Source organism: Thalassospira sp. UBA4513 (genome assembly GCF_002388495.1).
Taxonomy (GTDB): Bacteria; Pseudomonadota; Alphaproteobacteria; order Rhodospirillales; family Thalassospiraceae; genus Thalassospira; species Thalassospira tepidiphila.
In genome coordinates this window covers 473,247-478,082 of sequence record NZ_DGMR01000039.1, presented here as the reverse complement: position 1 = coordinate 478,082, position 4,836 = coordinate 473,247, and the positions used below count along the sequence as shown (strand labels likewise).

Here is a 4,836-nt window from a genome sequence, read left to right as displayed (position 1 = left end):
GTTGAAAAACTCTATAACGCGACGGCTGGTAAGCGTGACCTTGCCGCTGCTGACAACAAGGGGGCTTGATCATGTCTGATAGCGTTGTTGCAAAAGAAACCACCCGCCCGAAAATTGATCTTGTCGATCATGCCGTCGTCCTGATCATTGTCTGCCTTGTCGGACTGGTGATGAACACAGTCGGACCGGCGATACCGTTGATGGACGGATTTATGGGCATGATCGTGATCTATTTGATCTCGATGGTTGGCCTTATCCTGACCCGCTTTGCGCCGTTCTATCTGCCAAGCGTTGCATGGATTTCGTTGGTCGGCATTGTCGCGACCCTTCCCTGGACACCGGGTTCGGAATGGATTGTCGCACAGGCCAAGTCGGTTAACTTCCTGGCCCTTGCAACCCCGGCGCTTGCCTATGCCGGCTTTGCGATTGCCAAAAAGGAAATCGAAGTTGCCAAACATTCCGGCTGGAAACTCGCACTGGTTGCCTGCCTTGTCTTCCTTGGCACCTATGCCGGTTCGGTTCTTGTTGCCGAAGCGATCCTGAAGCTTCAGGGTATCTGATCACATCGCGGAACCGGGACCACCTGAAGCATGGTGGTCCCGGTGTTAAGTTACCGGGTTCATGCCCGCACATATCATCCAAAATCGAGTATGCAGATGACTGTCCCTTCTTGCTCCCTTCATCCTCGCGCCACCGAACTTGTCGATGAATTCATTAGCTGGCGTCACCATCTGCATGCTCACCCTGAAACCGCATTTGAAGAAAACCTGACCAGTGCCTTTGTCGCAGAAAAGCTGAAATCCTTTGGCTTGGAGGTCAAGACCGGCATCGCCAAGACAGGTGTTGTCGCAACCCTGCATGGCAACAAAGGGGAAGGAAAGCGGATCGGGCTTCGCGCAGACATGGATGCACTTGATATCCATGAAACAACCAATTTGCCTTATGCGTCAAAACATCCAGGGAAAATGCATGCCTGTGGTCATGATGGCCATATGACCATGCTGCTTGGTGCCGCCAAAATTCTTGCTGAAAACCCGGATTTTGCCGGAACCGTCGATTTTATTTTCCAGCCTGCCGAAGAAAACGAAGGCGGTGGGCGCGAGATGGTCAAAGAGGGCCTTTTTGACAGCCATCCGGTCGATACGGTTTATGGCATGCATAACTGGCCAGGACGCGATATCGGCACCATGGCCGTCAAGGCAGGCCCGATGATGGCAAGCTACGACGTGTTTGAAATCGTGATTGAGGGCAAAGGTTGCCACGCGGCCATGCCCCATCTTGGCCATGATCCGATTACGACAGCAGGTCAGGTTCTGCTGGCAATGCAAACAATCGTCGCACGCGAAATCAATCCTTTGAAAAGCGCTGTCATTTCACCCACCCAGATTTTCGGCGGTGACACCTGGAACGTAATCCCCAATACCGCAACCATTCGCGGCACCGTCCGCACGTTTGATCCTGATATTCAGGATGTTATCGAAGCGCGTCTGGTCGAAACAGCCAAACACACCGCACAGGCCCTGGGCTGCGATGCCCGCGTGAATTATCAACGCCGTTATCCGGCAACAATCAACAGCCCGGCAGAATCCGAAATCGCCCTTTCGGTGGCATCGAAGATTGTCGGAGCAGATCAGGTGGACACCAATCCGGAACCGTCCATGGCCAGCGAAGATTTCGCCTTCATGCTGAATGTCAAACCGGGTTGCTATATCTGGCTCGGTAATGGCCCGACGGATAGCGACCGGTTGCTTCATAACGCCGCATATGACTTCAATGATGACGCAATCACGCGTGGTGTCAGCTATTGGATTGCACTGGTCAAAGAAGCCCTGTCGCGGGACTGAAGACATATTATCCTGCGCTGCGTATTCCCGTGTCATTGATGGCATTCAAAGATAGCGGTTTGCTGTTGTTGCAAATGCTTTGCCTTATAATTGCCGACTGAGTAGGCTAATCCCGAAATTCACTATGGCGATGCGCCAGATCTGGCATCGCCGAACCCGAATTGCGGACGCAGGAAAAGCCTTTGAAACGTAAATTGTTACATCTCCTCATCCCGATGACGGCTGTTGCGCTTTCGGCCTGTGGCACCATGCCACAGAACAGCGACGATGCCGTTTTCGAGTATCCGCAATCCAACGGGTTTTCGGGCAACTTCCTGGCTGGCAAGGCCGCCCAGATGGAAAGCCGGTCCGACTACGCTGCGCAATATCTTTTGCGCGCCCATCAACTTGACCCCGATAACGCAGAGCTGCGACGCCGGGCCTTCCTGGCATTGATCAGCGACGGGCGCATCAGCGATGCCGTCGACATTGCCACCAGTTTGCAATCCGAAAACGATCAGGACCTGTTTGCGGCCCTGACCGTAATGGATGCCGCCATTCGCGAAGATCGTTATCAGGATGCGCTTGATATCGTTTCAAGCCTGCCCGAACGTGGCATCAATGCCCTGATTGCGCCGCTGGCAAAGGCCTGGCTTTACACTGGCCTTGATCAAAAAGACGCGGCAATGACAGCCCTTGATGGCATGCAGGGCAATGGCGCGCTTAACCCGCTTTCGGAATATCATCGCGGTCTGATCCTGGCGCATTTTGGTGATTTTGATGCCGCTGAACGCGCGCTTGCCAGTGCCTATGGCGATCCAGCCGACGCGCCGCTTCGCGCCGCCGAGGCCCTTGGTGCCGTCTATGAGCGTAAAGGTCAGGTGCAAAAGGCATCCCTTCTGTATGAAAGCTATATGGATCGGCATCCGCAATCGCTTGCCATGCCGTTCCATCTCGCGCGGCTTGACCGCAACGAACCACCCATCGCAACCATGCTGACCCCGGCAGAGGGTCTGGCGGAGGCCTATCTCGATATCGCCACCCTGCTTAGTCAGGAAAACGCGGTTGATCCATCCTTGCTGATGGCGCGCTATTCGCTGTCGCTACGTCCCGATGATGACATTACCCGCCTTCTGGTGGGTGAAGTGATGGAAATTCAGAACCGTTTTGAAACGGCAATTGAGGTTTACAAAGCGATCCCGCGCTCATCCCCGCACAGCTGGAACGCGCGCCTTCGCACCGCCTCAAGCCTTGAGCAGATCGGTCGCGCGGATGAGGCGATTGATATCCTCAAAGACATGGTCAGCGAACGCCGTGATCGCCCGGATGCGCTGATCCAGCTTGGCGACATCCTGCGCATTCAGCAACAATATGGCCCGGCCGCAGACGCCTATGACAAGGCAATTGAACGGCTTGGTGGCCAGACCCAGGTTGGCTGGCGTTTGCTGTATCGTCGCGGCATTGCCCATGAACGTGCCGGTGACTGGGCCAAGGCCGAGGCAGATTTCCTGCAGGCGCTCGAAGTCGAACCGGAACAACCCTATGTGCTCAACTATCTTGGTTATAGCTGGGTTGATATGGGCATGAATTTCGATCAGGCCGAAGACATGCTTAAACGCGCTGTCGAATTGCAGCCTGATGATGGCTATATCGTCGATAGTCTGGGGTGGGTTTACTACAAGCTTGGCCGGTTCGAAGATGCGGTCGAACAGCTTGAAAAGGCGGTCGAACTGAAACCCGACGATCCGACCATCAATGATCATCTGGGGGATGCCTATTGGCAGATCGGGCGCTATCACGAGGCCCGCTTCCAGTGGCACCGTGCCCTGTCCTTCAATCCGACCGAAGAACTGCGCAGTACCGTCGAAGCCAAGATCAATGGTCAGGTACCAAGCGTGGCCCCGACCGTCGTAAACTGACGCATTTGGGAAGAAACGTTCATGTCTGCGACCTATCGCCAGCAGGCACCTGCCAAGGTTAACCTGTTTTTGCACGTCACCGGCAAACGCGATGACGGCTATCACCTGCTTGAAAGTCTGGTCTGCTTTACCGCATCCGGCGACGTAGTGAGTGGTGAGGTGCGCGACGATGGCCTCATCACCCTTTCGATCACCGGCCCCATGGCCGCCAACCTCGCCCTTGAAGACACCAGCGACAACCTTGTGATGCGTGCGGCCCGGATGCTCCAGGCTGAAAGTGGCACGACACAGGGGGCTGACCTGATCCTTGATAAGCGATTGCCGATTGCATCGGGCATCGGTGGCGGATCGGCTGATGCGGCGGCGACGATCCGGTTACTGTGCGAGATGTGGAAACTTGACCTCGACGCAGACACCCTTTCGCGCATCGCGCTAACACTCGGGGCAGATGTTCCGGTTTGCCTGCATGGCAAAAGCTGTCTGATGTCGGGCATTGGCGAGGAAATCACCGCACTGCCCGACCTGCCGTCCGTCCCGATGGTCCTGATCAATCCCGGCAAGGCAGTTTCAACACCCGAAATCTTCAAGGCCCGCGCGGACGAGGGGTTTAGCCCGACCGGCGCATGGGATACCCAGCAGACCTTTCAAAGTGGTGCGGCCCTTGCCGATGCATTGTCGGAATGCGGCAATGACCTGACCCTGCCGGCCACCGGTATCCTTCCGGAAATTTGTGATGTGCTAAATGCCCTTGCCCGCGAAGAGGGATGCTTGCTGGCCAGAATGTCAGGCAGCGGGGCGACGTGTTTCGGAATTTACGACACAAACGATCAGGCAGAACGTGCGGCAAATGCCATTGCGGCACAGAACCCGGACTGGTGGATTTCGCCCACCCATATCCTGACGGAAAAGAGCCGCGAGCAGGCAGATATGGGCGCGGCCTTCCCCGACTGAGCGCGAGATAAAAAAACCTTCAAATAGAGGGTTGCACTCTTGTCATGAGGGCGCTATTTTCCGCGCCACGCACGCTGATGGGGCGTGGCCAAGTGGTAAGGCATCGGTTTTTGGTATCGTGTACCGTAGGTTCGAATCCTACC

General features: G+C 55.6%; 4 protein-coding genes and 1 tRNA gene (1 of these 5 cut by a window edge). All 5 read left to right on the top strand.

Going from position 1 to position 4,836, the window contains the following annotated elements; genetic code table 11:
- Window positions 1–71: 71 nt before the first annotated feature.
- Entirely contained in the window at window positions 72–560 is a 489-nt protein-coding gene (locus tag B2T33_RS19060) for a hypothetical protein (protein ID WP_008889212.1), read from the top strand.
- Window positions 561–656: 96 nt separating this feature from the next.
- Complete coding sequence (locus B2T33_RS19055; protein WP_286792895.1) at window positions 657–1,844, top strand: M20 aminoacylase family protein; 1,188 nt, start codon at window positions 657–659, stop codon at window positions 1,842–1,844.
- 182 nt (window positions 1,845–2,026) lie between these two features.
- Complete coding sequence (locus B2T33_RS19050) at window positions 2,027–3,742, top strand: tetratricopeptide repeat protein (protein ID WP_286792894.1); 1,716 nt, start codon at window positions 2,027–2,029, stop codon at window positions 3,740–3,742.
- A 21-nt stretch (window positions 3,743–3,763) separates the two neighbouring features.
- Complete coding sequence (locus B2T33_RS19045) at window positions 3,764–4,693, top strand: 4-(cytidine 5'-diphospho)-2-C-methyl-D-erythritol kinase (RefSeq protein ID WP_286792893.1); 930 nt, start codon at window positions 3,764–3,766, stop codon at window positions 4,691–4,693.
- A gap of 78 nt (window positions 4,694–4,771) precedes the next feature.
- Window positions 4,772–4,836 (top strand) — tRNA-Gln (locus tag B2T33_RS19040); it runs 101 nt beyond the window's last position.

What these genes read in the sequence shown, in the direction of transcription:
- B2T33_RS19055 (WP_286792895.1), top strand. Translation starts at nt 657, where the DNA reads ATGACTGTCCCTTCTTGCTCCCTTCATCCTCGCGCCACCGAACTTGTC.
- B2T33_RS19045 (WP_286792893.1), top strand. Translation starts at nt 3,764, where the DNA reads ATGTCTGCGACCTATCGCCAGCAGGCACCTGCCAAGGTTAACCTGTTT.
- B2T33_RS19060 (WP_008889212.1), top strand. Translation starts at nt 72, where the DNA reads ATGTCTGATAGCGTTGTTGCAAAAGAAACCACCCGCCCGAAAATTGAT.